The sequence below is a fragment of the Brucella pseudogrignonensis genome, assembly GCF_031454375.1.
In the GTDB taxonomy this organism is placed as follows: domain Bacteria; phylum Pseudomonadota; class Alphaproteobacteria; order Rhizobiales; family Rhizobiaceae; genus Brucella; species Brucella pseudogrignonensis_A.
In genome coordinates this window covers 229764-247793 of sequence record NZ_JAVDQT010000001.1, presented here as the reverse complement: position 1 = coordinate 247793, position 18030 = coordinate 229764, and the positions used below count along the sequence as shown (strand labels likewise).

Sequence of the window (18030 nt, the reverse complement as noted above, 5' to 3'; positions counted from 1 at the left end):
CCTTGCTCGAACTGTCGTGATTCCGTCATTTGTGCCGCACGTCAAGAGCGACTCACCTGATTCGGGTCTAAAAAGCGAATCATTTATTGTCGCGGCCCATTCTCTGGGCTTTTACGCAATGATACTTTCTATAAACGAGCATTCTAAGCCGGTCTGAAATTCCGGCGATCTATAGTGATTCGCCGGCTTCCAGATTACGAAGCACCGGGTGCACGACCCGATGAAAGTCCGAAACCATCAATGAGAGCTTCGGTCGCCTCTGCCTGCGCAATCTGCTTTTGAATGTCGATAAGCCGAGCAAAGACTTCGCCGGTTTCGTCCGTATCAAGCGATGCTTCAACGGCGCGCAGTTCCCTATGTAGGGTGCGCGCGCGCTGATGCAAGTGAAGCGCCTGTTTTAAGGCTTCGCGCACATCGTCTTCAGCCGCCTGTGCCGTGGCAGTCCATTCACGGGTGCGCCGAACCATGGCTTCCAGAGTTTCAATCGCTTCACCATGTCCCGCTGCGACCAGCGCTTTGCGCATCGCAAAGCCGTCCTGAACATGATCGGATGCCAAGACATCAAGCATGGCGAAATGCAGCACTCTTAAAGCGTCGTGTTCAAAATCGAGCGTCGACATCGCCTCGAAATCTTCTTCGATAAGACGTGGATGATTGAGCAACATCAAAACGATTGCAGTTTCACGTGCTGGCGCATTGCGGCCTTTGACCATATTCGAACGCGTCAAGCTGTCGGAAAACGCCATCCGCCCGCCAAAGGCTGCACCGCCACGGCCTTGTTGTTGTGGTCCGCGTCCTTTGCCTTTATCACGATTGAACGTATTGCCGCCGTTGCTTTGCCGCCGCTGGCCGAAAAATGCCTGCGCTCTGTCACGCATTTCTTGGCTATAATGACGCCGAATGTCCTCATTCGCGATGCGATTGGTGATTTCGCGTAATCGGGCTTCAAGCTCGGCACGACGCTCCGGCGTATCAAAAACACCGCTCGCCGTTTCCCGCGTCCACACCATATCGACCAGCGGCTTTGCATCACGCAACACCGCATAAAATGCAGACGGACCTTCTGCCTTGACCAGATCGTCAGGGTCTTGTCCTTCGGGTAGCATCGCAAAGCGAAGCGACTTTCCCGGCTGCAAAGTTGGAAGTCCAAGATCAGCTGCGCGATGCGCCGCCCGCACACCTGCACCGTCACCATCAAAACAAAGGATCGGCTCAGGGCTGATGCGCCAAAGGAGTTCGAGCTGTTCTTCCGTGAGTGCAGTGCCCAATGGAGCGACGGCCTGATGGATGCCAGCCTGCGCAAGCGCAATCACATCCATATAGCCTTCAACCGCGATGATCGGCTTTGCTTCTTCGCCGCCCTGTGGCTGGCAAGCTTTTCTTGCACGCAAGCCGTTATAAAGGATGCGGCCCTTGTGAAAGAGTTCAGTCTCTGGCGAGTTCAGATACTTCGCAGGCGCATCGGCAGAAAGCGCACGGCCACCAAATGCAATAATCCGTCCGCGCAGATCCTCAATCGGAAACATGATGCGATCGCGGAAGCGATCATAGGAAACGGCTATGCCTTCGCCATGCACCACAAGGCCGCAAGCCTCAATCTGATCTTTTGCAACGCCTTTGGACGCCAAAAACTCTTTCAACGCATTGCGCGATTCAGGGGCATACCCAATGCGGAATGTCTGCTGCGTAGCACTCGAAAGACCGCGGTCGCGCAAATAGGCTCGCGCCTTGGCACCAGCTGCAACCTGCAACTGACCTTCAAAAAACTGCGCCGCAAGCTCCATCACATCGAACAGCGTTGCACGCTGCGCCTCGCGCTTTTCCATTTCTGGATCACGCTCAGGCATCGGCACACCTGCCATATCGGCAACGCGCTCAACAGCTTCAGGAAAACTCGCGCCTTCAAGTTCCGTCAAAAACTTGAAGTGATCGCCCGTTACACCACAGCCAAAGCAATGGTAACGGCCCTTGCGGTCCTCGCAGTGAAAACTCGGCGTCTTCTCGCCATGAAACGGGCAGCAGCCCCAAAAGTCACCCTTTGGTGGATTGCTTTTCTTACGATCAAATGAAACGCGCGTTCCGATCAGCGTCGAGATCGGAACGCGATCTCTGATCTCATCAAGGAATGAAGGCGGAAAACGCATTACGACTGTCTCTTTCAGGTCAGCAAACTCTATAGTTTATAGACTATATAGGCTCGCGCACGCATGCAGTCCATCGCCCGCACCAAACGCTCCCCGTTAATCACATGCTCCGGGTGCAATTTGAACCGGCCGACTTGTCATAAAACTGTCATATAACTTTTACATTGGAGCTACACGACTTGATTTTCGGGCATTTCAGGCCCATATTCCCTTAATTATATGATTAGCCGGAACATATTTTTTCTCTTTTTGTTGCGTAGACTTAACTGAAATATTTGTTCCCCTGCCTCCAACCTGAAAGGAGTTCCCGTGAACGGTTCTCTTGTCCTTTTGCATCTTGCTGGTGCTGTTGCTCTCCTTCTTTGGGCGACGCGCATGGTGCGAACGGGTGTGGAGCGTGCCTATGGTGATCGCTTGCGCCGTCGTTTGCGCAACCAGATGCAAAACCCGCTGCTCTCCATCGCCTTTGGTCTTGCGCTTGCAATCGCGCTGCAAAGCTCGACGGCTGTAACGCTTCTGGTCGGCTCCTTTGTCGGATCGGGCATTGTCGGTGGCGTCGCTGGCCTTATGGCTGTGCGCGGTGGCGAGCTTGGGTCAGCACTTGTCGTCAAAATTTTAAGCTATGATTTGACTATTCTGGTACCGCTCTGTCTTGTATCGGGCACCGCCATTTTCATGACGACAGAACGACGCGACTGGCGCCAGATCGGTCGCATTCTGGTCGGCATCGGATTGCTTATCATGTCTCTTGAAATGACAGGCCATGCAACTGAACCGCTCCGCCAGAGCGAGCTTCTGCCAGTTATCGTCGATTATCTTTCAAATGATCCGGTCACTGCCTATCTTCTGGCAGCGCTGATGACATGGCTGTTTCACTCAAGCATTGCCGCCGTCATTCTGCTCACTACCTTTGCTTCACGCGGACTAATCACGCCAGAGCTGGCCGTGGTCATGGTACTCGGCGTCAATCTTGGCTCGTCGATCATTGCACCAATTCTCACCCGTCAGGCACCGCCAGAAACGCGCGTCGTGCCGCTCGGCAATTTGCTGATGCGTGGCGCTGGCTCGCTTATCATTCTGATCCTGTTTGAGACATTCAAACCATCGATTGCGTTCCTGGGCGGCGATCCCGTCTCGCAGGTGGTCAACGCACATATTCTGTTTAACGTGATCATCATGCTCGCGGGCATTCCACTCTCAGGACTCGTTCTGCGTGCAACAGAAGCGCTGGTACACTTAAACTCCGATAAAAACGCGCCCGTCCAGCCGCTTGAGATGGAAGAATACAGCGCACTGGATAACGCCGTTCTCGACCGGCCTTCACAGGCGCTGGCAAATGCAACGCGTGAAGTTGTCGGCGTCTGCGATACGATTGAGGTAATGCTGCGCCGCATTATCGATCTCTATGAAAACCCGGACCAGGCGCGCATCCACGAACTTGCAGCACTTGATGATCGCGTGGACAAAAAGCATGCTGCGATCAAGCTTTATCTGACCAGACTCGCCAGTAAAAACCTTGATGAGTTTGAGGCACTGCGCATGCAGGAATTGATGGGCGCTTGCGTAAAACTTGAACAGGTCGGCGACATCATCGTCCGCAACATGCTCGCGCATGTGCAGAAAAAGATGGATCACAACCTAGAATTTACCGAGGAAGGCTGGAAGGAACTTAGCCATTTTCATGCCATGGTGCTTGCCAATGCGCATATGGCCTTTAACGTGATTGTTTCGCGTGACGGACACACGGCACGCCAGCTCGTTCAGGAAAAGGACAATCTGCGCGATCTGGAAAAACAGACGAGCATGCGCCACTTCTCGCGCCTTCGCGATGGTTCAACACGCAGTATCGAAACCAGCACCATCCACCTCGATACAATCCGTGATCTGAAACAAATTAACTCACTGCTGGCTTCAATGGCTTATCCCGTTCTTGAAGAACAAGGATTGCTCGGCACAACGCGCTTGAAAACAGCAAAGCAAAATTCATAAAAAAAGCGCCCGATAAGGGCGCTTTTTATTTGTTACTGAAGAAGCGTTTTCACGAGAGCGCTGGCCTTCGTGAAATCCATCTGACCTGCATAGCGCTCTTTCAGCGCTGCCATAACCTTACCCATATCACGCAAGCCGCTTGCACCAATATCAGTAATGACCGCTTCACAAGCCGCCCTAGCTTCATCATCACTCATCTGAACTGGCAGAAAATCGCTGATGATCGCAATTTCAGCACGCTCGCCTTCAGCCAATTCGATGCGGTTACCTTCTTCATAGATGCGTGCGGATTCTTCGCGCTGCTTGACCATCTTGCCAAGAATCCCAAGCAGTTCTTCGTCACCAACCGGATCTTTTCCCGCACCGCGATTAGCAATATCGCGATCCTTGACCGCAGCCATGATCAGACGCAGTGTGGACAAGCGAAGCTTATCCTGCGCCTTCATAGCGGCGGTCATTGCATCAGAAATCTCTTGGCGCAGCATAGGTGTCTCCTAATATCTGTAAACTGTTCGGTTAAAACTGCTTCTAGTCTGAAAGCAGGCGAATAAGCAATCACACGCGCAAATCCGACATTTCATGAAAAGCTTGCAATCAGGCAATTGACCCGGAGTGCAAGTTTCTCTATTGCTCAAAGCTTAGCAGGACATCGGCATGTGCTCACGGCGGGAAGTTTAATCCCCGCTGCTTTTTGGCGCATATATGGCCCCGAAAACATAGGTTTTCAAGTTGCTCAGTCTTGAGCGGCTGAAACACGGATACATGCCGCATGACTGATAAACCGAAAACGCGCGCCAGACGGCAGCGCGAAACCACGCAGGAGTGCAAGCCATGACCGAATCCCCATCGAAGACAGCACCCTGGACAATTGCCAAGCGAACCGCCGTTCTCGTGCTGGCAGATGGCACCGTCATCGAGGGTCAGGGCGTTGGCGCAACCGGCGCGATTGAGGCGGAAGTCGTCTTCAACACCGCCCTCACCGGCTATGAAGAAATCCTGACCGACCCTTCCTATGCAGGCCAGATCGTCACCTTCACCTTCCCACATATCGGCAATGTCGGCGCAAACGCAGAAGACATTGAAGACCTGACACCGGCCAACCGTCATGGCGCCGTCGGCGCGATCTTCAAAGCAGACATCACAAGCCCATCCAATTTCCGTGCTTCGGAACATCTGGACGCATGGCTGAAAAGCCGCGGCGTCATCGCACTGACCGGCATCGACACACGCGCCCTCACTTCGCTCATCCGCGAGCGTGGCGCACAGAATGCTGTCATCGCGCATGACCCGGAAGGCAAGTTTGACATTGAGGCACTCAAGGCTCGCGCTGCGAACTGGAGCGGCCTTGAAAACCTTGACCTCGCAAAAGACGTCACCATCGGCCAGAACCAGACCTGGGACCAGACCCCATGGGCGCTCGGCGAAGGCTACGGCGAACAGGACGACGCCCAGTATCACGTCGTTGCACTCGACTTCGGTGTAAAGCGCAACATTCTGCGTCTGCTTTCGGGGCTTGGCGCGAAAGTCACCGTTCTGCCTGCAACGGCCACTGCAGAAGACGTGCTGGCCTACAATCCAGACGGCATTTTCCTGTCGAACGGCCCCGGCGATCCAGCTGCAACTGGCGAATATGCAGTGCCAACCATTCAGAAGCTGGTTGATAGCGAATTGCCTGTTTTCGGCATCTGCCTTGGTCATCAGATTCTGGCTCTCGCACTCGGCGGAAAAACCGAAAAGATGCATCAGGGCCATCATGGTGCAAACCATCCGGTCAAGGATTACACCACTGGTAAGGTTGAAATCGTTTCGATGAACCACGGCTTCGCAGTTGATTCCGACAGCCTGCCAGACCATGTCGAAGAAACGCATGTGTCGCTATTTGACGGCACCAATTGCGGCCTCCGCGTTATCGGCAAGCCAGTCTTCTCCGTGCAGCATCACCCGGAAGCTTCGCCCGGCCCACAGGACAGCCACTATCTGTTCCGCCGGTTCATCAATCTGATCCGCGAAAACAAGGGCGAAGCGCTTCTTCCAGAACGCGAAGAAGCTGCATAAAGCTCAAAACAAAAAAGCCGGGATAAAATCCCGGCTTTTTCTTTGTCCATATTTATCTCAGCGATCAAATATCGCCGCTGAATGTATCGCAGGAATCGATCTTCCCGCTATCAAAACCGCGCTGGAACCATTTTGCGCGCTGTGCCGATGTACCGTGATTGAAGCTTTCAGGAACGACATAACCCTGAGAACGCTTCTGCAGCGTATCATCACCAATCTGATGCGCCGCATTGATCGCTTCTTCCAGATCACCGGCTTCCAGAATACCCTTCTGATCGGTATAATAGCCCCAGACGCCCGCAAAACAATCCGCCTGCAACTCAACACGCACTGACATCTGATTTGCTTGCGCCTCGTTCATCTGCTGACGCATCTGATTGAAGCGCGGCAGAATCCCGAGCAGGTTCTGCACGTGGTGCCCGACCTCATGCGCAATCACGTAAGCATTGGCGAAGTCACCCGATGCGCCAAACTTGGTTGCAAGCTCGTTGAAGAATGTCAGGTCAATATAAAGTTTTTTATCGCCGGGGCAGTAGAATGGTCCCGAAGCAGAGGATGCCATGCCACAAGCCGAGCGCACGCCATTGGAAAACAGAACCATGGTCGGCGGTGCATAGGTTTGTCCGCGCGATTGGAAAATACCACTCCATGTGTCTTCGGTTTCCGCCAGAATCGTGCGCGCAAACTGCGTTGCCTCATCATTGGCAACCTTGCCACCAGTGCTCTGCTGCGAAGTCTGGGTCGGGTTAATACTACCGTCACCAAACAAAAACGGCAGCGGATCAATACCGACAGCCTTCAGCACAAAGAACATCACAACAAGAATGAGAATACCGGAAAGCCCGCCGCCACGCATGATGCGAAAACCGGGACCACCGCCCATGCCACCACCGCGAAAGCCCCCGCCTCCGCTCTGTTGTCCACGTACGTCTTCGACATTATCGCTTTGTCTACGGCCTTGCCAACGCATGGACCAACTCCCCTTCACCGTGCCACCTGTCAACAGCGGCACCAAACTAATGCTTACAATTGTCGCACAAACAGTTGGTACAGCAACACAAAAAGTAAATGCGCATGAATCACAAACAAAGACGGATTTGCAACAAATGCGTCTACAAACCAGCATTACAACCAAGCTTGCCCATAAGTTTTGGTGAATGCCCGCATTTTCTTTGAAATAAGGGCATTTGTGGGGTTCCGCTTTGGCTCATCATTGCCTATAAGGCCCACTTAGCCCAAAGAATATACTTCTGCCAACCCGCCGGAAATCCGCGCGGGCTTTTCTGGCAGGCTAAGAACAAGGATACGCCCCCATGCCGAAACGTACAGATATCAAGTCCATCCTGATCATCGGCGCGGGCCCAATTGTTATCGGTCAGGCTTGCGAGTTCGATTACTCGGGCACACAGGCTTGTAAAGCGCTGAAAGAGGAAGGCTACCGCATCATCCTCGTCAACTCCAATCCGGCCACGATCATGACCGACCCGGATCTGGCAGATGCGACTTATATCGAGCCAATCACCCCGGAAGTTGTTGCTAAAATCATCGCCAAGGAACGCCCGGACGCGCTCCTCCCAACCATGGGCGGCCAGACCGCGCTCAACACTGCATTGTCGCTCCGCCGTATGGGCGTTCTTGAGCGCTACAATGTTGAGATGATCGGCGCGCACGCAGAAGCCATCGACAAAGCCGAAGACCGCGCCCTTTTCCGCGAAGCCATGGACAAAATCGGCCTCGACACGCCGAATTCGATGCTCGCCAACGCGACCGAAATCAAAGACGAAGACCGCAAGCGTCACGAAGCCAAGCGCAACGAAGTGAAGTCGCAATATTCGGGCGACGACCTCGACAAGGCGCTCGACAAGCTCGAAACCGAATGGCAGCTCGGCGAAGTCGAACGTAAGCAGCGCTATATGAGCCATGCGCTTGCAAAGGCTGCGCAGGCGATGGATTACGTTGGCCTCCCAGCGATCATCCGCCCGAGCTTCACGCTCGGCGGCACCGGCGGCGGCATTGCCTATAATCGTCAGGAATTCTTCGAGATCATCGAGCGTGGTCTTGATGCGTCGCCAACCACCGAAGTGCTGATCGAAGAATCGGTTCTCGGCTGGAAGGAATATGAAATGGAAGTCGTTCGCGACAAGGCGGACAACTGCATCATCATTTGCTCGATCGAAAACCTCGATCCAATGGGCGTGCATACGGGCGACTCGATTACCGTCGCTCCTGCGCTGACACTGACCGACAAAGAATACCAGATCATGCGTAACGCCTCGATTGCGGTATTGCGCGAGATCGGCGTCGAAACCGGCGGTTCAAACGTTCAGTTCGCGATCAACCCGGCCAATGGCCGCATGATCGTCATCGAAATGAACCCACGTGTGTCGCGCTCTTCGGCACTCGCTTCCAAGGCAACCGGCTTCCCGATTGCCAAGGTCGCAGCCAAACTTGCCGTTGGTTACACGCTGGACGAGTTGGACAACGACATCACCGGCGGCGCGACACCTGCTTCGTTTGAACCGTCGATTGACTACGTCGTCACCAAGATCCCGCGTTTTGCCTTTGAAAAATTCCCGGGCTCTTCGCCAATTCTGACCACCGCCATGAAATCGGTTGGTGAAGTTATGGCCATCGGCCGTACTTTTCAGGAAAGCTTGCAGAAAGCACTGCGCGGTCTTGAAACCGGCCTCACCGGTCTTGATGAAATCGCCATTCCGAACATTGAAGAAGGCGACGAAAAGAACGCAATTCGCGCTGCCATTGGCACGCCAACACCGGACCGTCTGCGTATGGTTGCACAGGCAATGCGCCTTGGCCTGACCACGGAACAGATCCACGATGTATCGAAAATCGATCCATGGTTCCTTGAACAGATGGAAGAGATCGTTCTGACGGAAGCCCGCGTTCGCGAACACGGTCTGCCGCAGGACGCAGAAAACCTGCGTATGCTCAAAGCCATGGGCTTCTCTGATGCACGCCTTGCAAGCCTGATCGGTAAAGATGCTGAAGATGTTGCAAAGCTGCGTAACGAGCTGGACGTTCATCCAGTCTATAAGCGCATTGACACATGCGCTGCGGAATTTGCATCGCCAACCGCTTACATGTACTCGACCTACGAAACACCTTTCGTTGGTCAGCCGCGTTCGGAAGCAGAAGTTTCGGACCGCAAGAAGGTTGTCATTCTCGGCGGCGGTCCAAACCGTATCGGTCAGGGCATCGAGTTCGATTATTGCTGCTGCCATGCGGCCTTCGCGCTTAATGATGCCGATTACGAAGCCATCATGATCAACTGTAATCCGGAAACCGTTTCCACCGATTACGACACATCAGATCGTCTCTACTTTGAGCCACTAACAGCTGAAGACGTGCTGGAAATCCTGCGCGTTGAGCAGGAAAAAGGCACGCTCCATGGCGTGATCGTTCAGTTCGGCGGCCAGACACCGCTCAAGCTTGCAAATGCACTGGAAAAGGCTGGCATTCCGATCCTTGGCACGTCGCCAGATGCAATCGATCTTGCAGAAGACCGCGACCGCTTCCAGAAGCTCCTGATCAAGCTCGGTCTCAACCAGCCAAAGAACGGCATTGCCTATTCGGTTGAACAGGCCCGCCTGATTGTTGCTGACCTCGGCTTCCCGCTGGTTGTTCGTCCGTCTTATGTTCTGGGTGGCCGTGCCATGCAGATCATCCACGATGAACGCGGCTTGCAGACCTATCTTCTCGACACCGTTCCTGAACTGGTGCCAGAAGACATCAAGGCTAAGTATCCGAACGACAAGACTGGCCAGATCAACACGCTTCTCGGCAAGAACCCGCTTCTGTTCGATACCTACCTGACACAGGCTATCGAAGTGGACGTTGATTGCCTTTGCGATGGCAAGGCCAGCTATGTTTCCGGCATTATGGAGCATATCGAAGAAGCTGGTATTCACTCCGGCGACAGCGCCTGCTCGCTGCCAGTGCATACGCTTTCGCCAACAATCGTCGCTGAACTGGAACGCCAGACAGCATTGCTCGCCAAGGCACTCAACGTCGGCGGCCTGATGAACGTGCAGTTCGCCATCAAGGATGATGAAATCTTCATTCTTGAAGTGAACCCACGCGCATCGCGTACCGTTCCATTCGTCGCAAAGACTATTGGCACGCCAATTGCCAAGGTTGCAGCCCGCATCATGGCTGGCGAAAGCCTTGAAGAAGCACTCAATGCCTATGGCGGCAAGCCACAGCCAAGTGCGCGTCCACACATCGCCGTCAAGGAAGCTGTGTTCCCGTTTGCACGCTTCCCCGGCGTCGATACGCTGCTCGGACCAGAAATGCGCTCAACCGGCGAAGTTATGGGCCTCGACTACGACTACGCACTGGCATTCGCCAAGGCGCAGCTAGGCGCAGGTGTAGAGCTTCCTCGTGAAGGCACGGTGTTTGTGTCGGTACGTGACGAAGACAAAGAACGCGTGCTCGGCCCGGTGCGTAAGCTGGCAAGCATTGGTTTCAAGGTCATGGCAACCGGCGGCACGCAGAAGTTCCTTGAAGAAAATGGCATTGAAGCGGTCAAGATCAACAAGGTCATCGAAGGCCGTCCGCATGTTGAAGATGCGATCCGTAATCGTCAGATCCATCTGGTCTTCAACACGACCGACAGTGCCAGCGCTGTTTCGGATAGCAAATCGATCCGCCGCGCAACCTTGATGCAGAAACTGCCTTACTACACCACCATGGCTGGTGCCGAAGCTGCCGCAGAAGCCATTGCAGCACTCAAGGCTGGTTCAATGGAAGTTCGTCCGCTTCAGGATTACTTCCGCGCATAAGCTTTACATGAGCAATTTAAAAAAGGCCGCAGATGAATATCTGCGGCCTTTTTATTTTTAAGCTCTTGCTTAGGATTGATGCGGCAAGCGCAGTGGCGTAGCGTCTAAATCAATCTCAAGATGCAGCTTGGTCGGAAATAAGCCATTATGGCCCAATCCCTTGCCAATATGGATCACGGATGCGGCTTTCAGCGGCCCTTCCAGAATATCATAAGCGCGCTTGCGTGCATCTTCGTCCATGCCATCCAGTGTGCCATCAATGACAATCCAGCTTGGATTTTGCAGCACCAACCGCGCCAAAGCGAGGCTTTGTTGCTCGTCAGCCGTCAATGTCCGATCCCAACGCACAACACGATCAATCTGCGGCACCAGTCGTTCAAGCCCGGCTAATCCCAAAACCTCAGCAACCTGATTTTTTGAAAAGTCGGCAGCGTTGAGAGGATAGACAACCGCATCATGCAAATTACCGGGCGGGATATACGGCGCATGCGGAATGAAAACCACGCGATCACCCGCAGGCAATCCAATCCGCCCACTGCCCCAAGGCCATAGGCCTCCGAGTGCGCGGAAGAGCATACTACGCTCGGATTCGGTGGCACCCGTTACGAGCAGACGATCACCGGGATTGATGACCACATTTTTCTCAACAAGATTGAGACAACCGTCTGGCGCTGCAATCGACAGATTGTCAATCGTCAATTGCTCGTCCGTATTGGTCTCTACGGCAATCTGTCGATCAAGATTGCCGATCTCATCCATACGCAAAATCGCCTGCCGGAAGCTCGCGACACGCAGAAGCGTTGCCCGCCAGTCAGCGATCGCACCAAAATTATCGACAAACCAGCGCAGCGAATTATGCACCTGTGTGAAGGCGCCAACCGCCATCATCAAGCCACCAAATGTCAGCCCACCTGAGAAATAAACAGGGGCAGCGACAAGGATCGGCGCGACGATGGTAAACCAGCCATAGCCTGCCGTAACCCATGTGAGATTAGTCGTAGCAATAACGATGCGCTTTATGGCAAGCAACACCGCATCAAGATCGCGATCCAGTCTGCGGCGCTCATCGGCCTCACCACGCGCCAGCGTCACCGCATCAATATGCTCATTCACGCGCATCAGCGAAAAGCGGAAATCAGCCTCACGCGCATAGCGGTCTGCATTGTGATTAACGAGGCTACGGCCGACAAACCAAGACAGCAGCGAAGCAGAACCTGCATAAAACACAGCCGCCCAAACCATGTAACCGGGAATAGAAAAACTATAGCCCCAAACGTGAAACACAAAGCCGCTCGAAAGCGACCACAGCACGCCGACGAAGCTTACAAGAATGACCGTCGATTGCAGCAGATTGATGCCCAGATCGCTGGTTGTTTCCGCGAGATGCCGCGCATCCTCCTGCAAACGCTGATCGGGATTAATGCCAATCTCGCCCGCCTTTGCCAGACGAAACGCCCTGCCCGGTTGCAACCATTGACCAACGAGATCGCGGGCCAACCCATCACGCAATTTCAGCTTGAACATCTGGTTCAGCCAAGTCTGCGACACATTGAGAACGAGAACCGTGCCTGCAATCGCGAAAAAAATCAGCAGCTGATGGAAGAAGGCACTCAGATTGCGATCAGACAACGCATTATAGAAAGGCACATTCCAGCGATTGATCGCCACCTGCCCAACAGCAATTAGAACAATCAGCGCAAATATGCCAGCTCCCAGAGCAATCAGCTGATTGCGCACTGGAGAGACCCAGAATGCACTCATCATCATTCGGACTTGAGAGAAAAGATCGTTGCCGTCCGGTAGCACTTCAGCTTGCGGCTTCATGAGGCGACGATCAACGCCTTGCGGCTCATCCTGCTTTGACTGGGATACCACGTCTTTCCTCATCGCATGTACGATTTCACGTTGCCGCTATTACTGACGAAATATAGTGACCAAAACCAGACGGAATCCTGTTGTTTTCAACAACTCGCGCGGTCTTGAGTACATATAAGATGTAACTTTCACGCGAGGATAGGGCGAGACACTCTAAAAACCTTCTGAAAAACATGGAGTGACCACAACTCTTCTCACAAAAGCCTTTCCCCGCAGAACCGAGGAAATGAGAAAAAGCATTACGAAAATAGGCCTTTAGAGAGTGCAAAGCCTGTCTTGTGCTGGTCAAATTTGTCGCATATAGTTCGGCAATCGATTTTTCGGTCAAGTGACTTTGCGACCCGCCCGGCCTGCCGTGCTTCCTGACGATCTCCTGTCCATAAATTCGATCCACAGGGACGTGTGCGAAGCATACGGACTAACGACTACTAATGTTACAAAGGAATTTCCCATGGCTACGGGAACAGTTAAGTGGTTTAACACGACCAAGGGCTTCGGCTTCATTCAGCCTGATCAGGGCAGCACGGACATTTTCGTCCACATCTCTGCTGTTCAGCGCGCTGGTCTGACCACGCTTGACGAAGGTCAGAAGATTTCTTTCGAAATCGTTGAAGACCGTCGTTCGGGCCGTTCGTCTGCAGACAACCTCGTCGCAGTATAAGTTTTGCCCATAAAGCAAAGAAAAAGGCGGGGTAACACCCCGCCTTTTTCTTTATTAGAATTCAGGGCAGCCAATCCATTGGAACATGGCCTTTATCGGCAGCCACACGCGCAAGCCACGCCTGAACAGCTGGATATTGATTCATATTGAATCCACCGCGATGGGCCTCATGCGTATAAGCATAGAGTGCAATATCGGCGATGCTTACAGTATTGCCTGCCAGAAACGGCGTTTTCTTGAGCTGCGTTTCCATCACGCTGAGCGCCTTGTCGCCCCCAAAGAGCGTTGATGCCAATTGTTCAGGCGTCGCATCACGTGCGCGCTCCGGATAAACCATCAAAGCCCGGCGCACCGCAACATAAGGCTCATGGCTATATTGCTCGAAGAACAGCCACTGATAGACAAGCGCACGCTCATAAGCATCTTTTGGCAGATAGGCTGTGCCCTCTGCGAGATGGAGAAGAATTGCATTTGATTCGGCAATGAAGCGCCCATCTTCAAGTTCGAGCAACGGAACCTTGCCATTTGGATTTTTGGCCAGATATTCCGGCGTTCGGGTCGAACCATCAAGCGCGGAAACAGTGACGTGCTTAAAAGGTTTGCCAAGTTTCGCGAGCAAAAGCCGCGGCTTATAACAATTTCCAGAATCTGGCTGTGAGTAGATCGTGAGCATCTGCTTCTCCTGTATCGCTATAAGATGTCGATCCCGTTGCAAGCTGTCCAATCAGTTTCGTTGAACGAATATGCGCGGATCGCTGATGGATCAGAACTTTTAAGCAACACAATTGCGCGAGACCGCGGAATTTGTTGCGAAACTGCAAAGCTTTTGTTGCGATTCGTGCGGCAATGCGACATAGAAAGCCCGCAAGACCGGACCACGCCCGGTGCCGGTTATCTGATCCTGCCATCTATGGAGATCTATCATGGCATTTCTCGCCGACGCCCTTTCCCGTGTAAAACCATCTGCGACCATCGCGGTCAGCCAGAAAGCACGTGAACTGAAAGCCAAGGGCAAGGACGTGATTGGTCTCGGAGCGGGTGAACCCGATTTCGATACACCAGACAATATCAAGCAGGCTGCTATCGACGCGATCAATCGCGGCGAAACAAAGTATACCCCAGTTGCTGGCATTCCTGAGCTGCGTCAGGCCATCGTTGCTAAGTTCAAGCGCGAAAACGGCCTCGACTATAAGCCAGAACAGGTCATCGTCGGCACCGGCGGCAAGCAGATCCTGTTCAACGCTTTCATGGCGACGCTGAACCCAGGTGATGAAGTCATCGTTCCTGCGCCATACTGGGTAAGCTACCCGGAAATGGTTGCGATCAACGGCGGCACCCCGGTTTTCGTCAACACGAAGATCGAAGACAATTTCAAGCTGACCGCTGCTGATCTCGAAAAGGCAATCACGCCAAAGACCAAGTGGCTGATCTTCAACTCGCCATCGAACCCAACCGGCTCGGCATACACCGAAGCCGAACTGAAGGCGCTGACCGACGTTCTCGTGCGTCATCCGCAGGTCTGGATCCTCACCGACGACATGTATGAACATCTCGTCTATGGCGATTTCGTCTTCACGACGCCTGCGCAGGTTGAGCCATCGCTTTATGACCGCACGCTCACCATGAACGGCGTGTCGAAAGCCTATGCAATGACCGGCTGGCGCATTGGTTACGCAGCAGGTCCGCTGCAGCTTATCAAGGCTATGGACATGGTGCAGGGTCAGCAGACTTCCGGCGCTTGTTCCATCGCTCAGTGGGCAGCTGTTGAAGCACTGAACGGCACGCAGGACTTCATTCCGAAGAACAAGGAAATCTTCCAGGCGCGTCGCGATCTGGTTGTTTCCATGCTCAATCAGGCAACTGGCATTCATTGCCCAACACCTGAAGGCGCGTTCTACGTTTACCCATCCTGCGCTGGCCTGATCGGCAAGAAGACGGAAGCTGGCAAAGTTATCGAAACCGACGAAGACTTCGTAACGGAACTGCTCGAAGCAGAAGGCGTTGCCGTTGTTCACGGTTCGGCTTTCGGCCTTGGACCAAACTTTCGTATTTCATACGCGACTTCGGATGAGCTGCTCGAAGAAGCCTGCTCACGCATTCAGCGCTTCTGCGCAAGCCTGCGCTAAACTCCTAAGATATAGAACGACGAAGGGGCCGAAAGGCCCCTTTTTCGTATCGGTATTTCTAGCAAAACCATCTGCCCCGGCGCAAAGCCAAAAAAAAAGCCAGACAAGTGTCTGGCTTTGAGTTTTGAAGGTGCCATTGAGGCAAACCTCCAGAGGGGAACACTCAGCGCGCGCAAATGGGAGGAGGAAACGCAGCGCTGAGATGACTCTTATATGCCTTGTGATTATTGTTTTTGCAACTCAACTTTAACACAATGCAGCCATGCATTTTTTGCATAGCTACATCATTCAATATTATCAATTAAAATCAATAGCTTGCACATTAACCAACCAATCATGTTTCTTCATACTGCATTAATGAGCCGCCTAAACGAAAGGCACACAGCCATTATGCATGCCTCATAAAATGGCAAGACATCACACGGACAAGCAAATCAGACCATCTGATGTCTGTCATCAAACAATCATCCAACTGCAACCTATCTGTCATGAGACACTCCTAGATACCGTTTAAAATTCGCAGCCTCTCTCCCCATCGCGCTGCGCCGGAGCCTATCTTGCGGATCATCCAGATTACCGACACGCATCTCAGCCCAACCAAGCCGCACTTCAACGGCAACTGGTCGCCGCTTATCGACTGGATGGCTGATCAGAAACCAGACCTCATTATCCATACCGGCGACTTCACGATTGATGGCGCAGATGTGGAAGACGATCTGATCTTCTGTCGTGAACTAATGGCAGACCTTCCCGCTCCGATGCTCTGTCTGCCGGGCAATCATGACATTGGCCATTTACCGGCAAGCCGGCAACCGGTTAATGCCGAACGCTTAGAACGCTGGCGCGACCATTTTGGTCCTGAATATTGGACGTTGAATTTCGGACAATGGCTGCTTATCGGCCTCAACAGTCTGATTATGGGTGATGGCTCAGCGCTGGAAGAAGAGCAATTTTGCTGGCTCGAACAACAGCTCAACCATAGCGAAGGCCGCCCTGTTGCTGTTTTCGCCCACAAGCCGCTGTTCATTGACAGCCCGGATGAAGGCGAAACCGGGCTCTGGGGTATTCCACCTGTTCCACGCCAGCGTTTGATGGAGCTTTTTGCACGCCATAACGTGCAGCTTCACGCAAGCGGCCACCTTCATCGGGCATGGTTGGGTGAAGCGGCAGGAATAAGCTATGTCTGGGCACCGTCAGCGGGTTTTGTTGCGCAGGCGATAGATCGTGAACTTCCCGGAGACCGGATTGTCGGTGCGGTCATTCATGATCTTGATGACAAAGCCACAAGCAAAATCGTCGATATCGAAACACTGACACATCACGTCATTGATGATGTCATGCATGAGGTTTATCCGAGTAATCTGAACCGGGAAAAGCTAAAGCCTCAAGAGAACCTACCGGCTTAACAATATCCAAGAAAAAGGCCGCGTAAGGAATGCTACGCGGCCTTCTTAAAAACTTTGGGACAGATCAATAGGTCCAGTTACGCGCCTTTGAAAACAGGAAGTCGCGGAAAGCATGAAGCTTTGCCGAATTCTTCAACGCTTCCGGGTAACAGAAGAACGTATCGAAGGACGGAATTTCCTCAAGATCAGGCAACAACTGCACGAGGCCGGATTCCTTGTCGGCCATATAATCAGGCAGAACCGCCATGCCGACGCCGCGCTGCACAGCACGACGCACCGACAGAAGATTATTGACCTGCAAGACAGGAATACGTGAGCTTCCGTCCGTACGACCTGCGACTTCCAACCAGTTCAACCCTGTCAGATAGCTTGGCGCAGGCTCACCGAACGTCACCACGCGATGCTGGTCAATTTCGTCAATGGAATTGAGCTTTCCATGTTTGGAAACATAACCCGCCGATGCATAGACGTGCATATGCACGGTGAACAGGCGACGCTGGATCAGGTCCGGCTGCTGCGGCTGACGCAAACGAATTGCGCAATCCGCGTGACGCATGGTCAGATCCAGTTCTTCATTGTCGAGAATAAGCTGCAACTGAATATCCGGGTAAAGCTCGACGAACTCCTGAATGCGCTCAATCAGCCAGCCAGAACCAAGACCAACCGTCGTGGTCACACGCAGGCGACCCGTCGGCTTTTCCTTGCTCTCTGCAAGCTTGGAACGCACATTTTCGAGCTTCATCAGCACGTCATGCGCTGTGCGATAGAGCGTTTCACCCTGTTCCGTCAGAATAAGGCCACGTGCATGGCGATGGAACAAGGGCACTCCCACATCCTGTTCCAACGCGCTAACCTGGCGCGAAATAGCTGACTGCGACAGATGCAATGTCTGTGCGGCATGGGTAAACGACCCCGCTTCTGCGGCGGCATGAAATATGCGCAGTTTATCCCAGTCGAGTGGTGCGACCACCT

General features: G+C 53.2%; 12 protein-coding genes and 1 pseudogene. 7 read left to right on the top strand and 6 right to left on the bottom strand.

Annotated elements, in window-relative coordinates:
- Positions 1-194 precede the first annotated feature (194 nt).
- A complete protein-coding gene (dnaG, locus tag J2782_RS01175) occupies positions 195-2144 on the bottom strand; it encodes a DNA primase (RefSeq protein ID WP_310009779.1) in 1950 nt (649 codons plus the stop codon).
- Positions 2145-2453: 309 nt separating this feature from the next.
- Here dnaG and J2782_RS01170 point away from each other — a divergent pair, with 309 nt between their 5' ends.
- Positions 2454-4133 (top strand): Na/Pi cotransporter family protein, encoded by a 1680-nt coding sequence (locus J2782_RS01170; protein WP_310009778.1) that lies wholly within the window; start codon positions 2454-2456, stop codon positions 4131-4133.
- A 32-nt stretch (positions 4134-4165) separates the two neighbouring features.
- On the opposite strand, the gene J2782_RS01165 is transcribed toward J2782_RS01170, so the two are convergent.
- On the bottom strand, positions 4166-4618 hold the full coding sequence (locus tag J2782_RS01165) for a GatB/YqeY domain-containing protein (RefSeq protein WP_310009776.1): 453 nt from the start codon (positions 4616-4618) through the stop codon (positions 4166-4168).
- A gap of 346 nt (positions 4619-4964) precedes the next feature.
- Here J2782_RS01165 and carA point away from each other — a divergent pair, with 346 nt between their 5' ends.
- A complete protein-coding gene (gene carA, locus J2782_RS01160) occupies positions 4965-6188 on the top strand; it encodes a glutamine-hydrolyzing carbamoyl-phosphate synthase small subunit (protein ID WP_310009775.1) in 1224 nt (407 codons plus the stop codon).
- Positions 6189-6252: 64 nt separating this feature from the next.
- Here carA and ypfJ read toward each other — a convergent pair whose 3' ends face one another.
- Positions 6253-7158 carry a KPN_02809 family neutral zinc metallopeptidase gene (gene ypfJ, locus J2782_RS01155; RefSeq protein ID WP_250038805.1) on the bottom strand — a complete coding sequence of 302 codons (906 nt, stop codon included), beginning with the start codon at positions 7156-7158 and terminating at the stop codon, positions 6253-6255.
- Between the two features lie 343 nt (positions 7159-7501).
- Between ypfJ and carB the strand changes: the two genes are divergently transcribed.
- The gene (gene carB / locus J2782_RS01150; RefSeq protein ID WP_310009774.1) at positions 7502-10990 is read left to right on the top strand and encodes a carbamoyl-phosphate synthase large subunit; all 3489 of its coding nucleotides are present in this window, start codon (positions 7502-7504) and stop codon (positions 10988-10990) included.
- A 69-nt stretch (positions 10991-11059) separates the two neighbouring features.
- Here carB and J2782_RS01145 read toward each other — a convergent pair whose 3' ends face one another.
- Positions 11060-12814: an ABC transporter ATP-binding protein/permease gene (locus J2782_RS01145; protein ID WP_310011031.1), complete on the bottom strand. Its 1755-nt coding sequence runs from the start codon at positions 12812-12814 to the stop codon at positions 11060-11062.
- A gap of 502 nt (positions 12815-13316) precedes the next feature.
- On the opposite strand from J2782_RS01145, the gene J2782_RS01140 reads away from it, so the two are divergent.
- Positions 13317-13526 (top strand): cold-shock protein, encoded by a 210-nt coding sequence (locus J2782_RS01140; RefSeq protein WP_250038802.1) that lies wholly within the window; start codon positions 13317-13319, stop codon positions 13524-13526.
- 61 nt (positions 13527-13587) lie between these two features.
- Here the strand turns inward: J2782_RS01140 and J2782_RS01135 are convergent, their stop codons facing one another.
- Positions 13588-14199 carry a glutathione S-transferase family protein gene (locus J2782_RS01135; protein ID WP_310009772.1) on the bottom strand — a complete coding sequence of 204 codons (612 nt, stop codon included), beginning with the start codon at positions 14197-14199 and terminating at the stop codon, positions 13588-13590.
- A 250-nt stretch (positions 14200-14449) separates the two neighbouring features.
- Here J2782_RS01135 and J2782_RS01130 point away from each other — a divergent pair, with 250 nt between their 5' ends.
- The 3 genes and pseudogenes from J2782_RS01130 (at position 14450) to J2782_RS01120 (ending at position 17058) form a co-directional block, all read left to right on the top strand.
- A complete protein-coding gene (locus tag J2782_RS01130; protein WP_310009771.1) occupies positions 14450-15652 on the top strand; it encodes a pyridoxal phosphate-dependent aminotransferase in 1203 nt (400 codons plus the stop codon).
- Positions 15653-15671: 19 nt separating this feature from the next.
- Positions 15672-15858 (top strand): annotated as a pseudogene (locus J2782_RS01125) (hypothetical protein); the annotation flags it as partial.
- 351 nt (positions 15859-16209) lie between these two features.
- A complete protein-coding gene (locus J2782_RS01120; protein ID WP_310009770.1) occupies positions 16210-17058 on the top strand; it encodes a metallophosphoesterase family protein in 849 nt (282 codons plus the stop codon).
- Positions 17059-17122: 64 nt separating this feature from the next.
- Here J2782_RS01120 and J2782_RS01115 read toward each other — a convergent pair whose 3' ends face one another.
- Positions 17123-18028, bottom strand: a complete 906-nt coding sequence (locus tag J2782_RS01115) for a LysR family transcriptional regulator (protein ID WP_250038799.1) — start codon at positions 18026-18028, stop codon at positions 17123-17125.
- Between the last annotated feature and the right edge of the window lie 2 nt (positions 18029-18030).